The following is a 1286-nucleotide window of genomic DNA, read 5'->3' as shown; positions in this document are numbered from 1 at the left end:
AGAAGTGATCTTAATTAAAATTCCAAGTAAAAATAATCGGTCACTTAGTAAACCAGAAAACGAATCACAAGTAATTGGTTCACAAGTAGGTTTTAATGAAAGTCTTTCAACAAATGTATCTTTGATACGGAGATCACTTGCGACTCCTGATTTAAAAAATGAGTTTTACATTATTGGTAGAAGAACAAATACTGGGGTTTCAGTACTATATATAGAAGGTCTTGCATCAAACGATCTTGTTCAAAGAATGAGGGAAAGACTGTCATCAATCGATATAGATGGATTGTTAGATAGTGCTGAATTAAATCAATTAATCAATGATAACTCTTTATCTATTTTTCCTCAAATGTTGTTAACTGAGAGACCAGATCGAGTATGCCATGGTTTGTTAAACGGTAAGATTACTGTTTTAGTAGATGGGAGCCCAATGGCTATTTTATGCCCCTTGTCATTTATAGAGTTCTTTGAAAGCAAGGAAGATTACAATGTTCGTTGGCCAATTGCGAGTTTTGTTCGTTTGTTACGTATTACAGCAGTGTTTTTATCTGTTTTTTTCACAGCACTTTATGTGGCAGCACTTACGTTTCACTACGAAGTAATTCCTCAAGCATTACTCGTCCCTTTGGGTGAGTCAAGATCAAGGGTTCCTTTTCCACCCTTATTTGAAGCGATACTACTTGAGTTTATTATTGAACTTTTAAGGGAAGCCGGTGCGAGACTACCTACAAAAGTAGGGCAAACAATGGGTATCGTGGGTGGTATTGTAATCGGAACTGCTGCTGTACAGGCCGGTTTTACGAGTAATATTCTAATTATTATTGTGGCTTTAGGTGCTTTAGCATCATTCACAACTCCAAGTTACCCAATGGGTAGCTTAATACGTGTCATACGATTTCCCATATTAATTTTAGCAGGCTTTTGGGGCTTTTATGGTATCATGTTTGGTTTTTGTTTTATCATGATTCACTTATTACGACTCACAACACTTGGGAGTCCCTACATGGCTCCATTCTACCCCCCTCGATTTAAAGATTGGGTTGATAGTATTGTTCGCCTTCCGTTTCGTTTTATCTACAAAAGACAAGCTTTGACAAGACCAGCAGACAAACAAAAATATAATCCAGATGAAGTGAACTATAGGTGGTTATAATATGCACGTACAGCAAAAAATCAAATCTAACTATTTAGTAAATGCTTTTTTGGTCTTTTTTGTTGTTCATGCCACTCAAATCGGTGTTGGTCTACAAGGTTTCCAACGAATAATCTATAGAGATGCTCACCAAGAT

General features: G+C 36.5%; 1 protein-coding gene. It reads left to right on the top strand.

Annotation, left to right across the window (positions count from 1 at the left end; genetic code table 11):
• Window positions 1-1150: spore germination protein (locus G3O09_RS21895; RefSeq protein WP_163103555.1), on the top strand; the 1150-nt coding region annotated here is incomplete at its 5' end.
• Between the last annotated feature and the right edge of the window lie 136 nt (window positions 1151-1286).

This window comes from Peribacillus alkalitolerans, assembly GCF_010882125.1.
Lineage (GTDB): Bacteria > Bacillota > Bacilli > Bacillales > DSM-1321 > Bacillus_BN > Bacillus_BN alkalitolerans.
The sequence above is the reverse complement of the archived record's forward strand: the minus strand, read 5'-3'. Positions and strand labels throughout refer to the sequence as shown.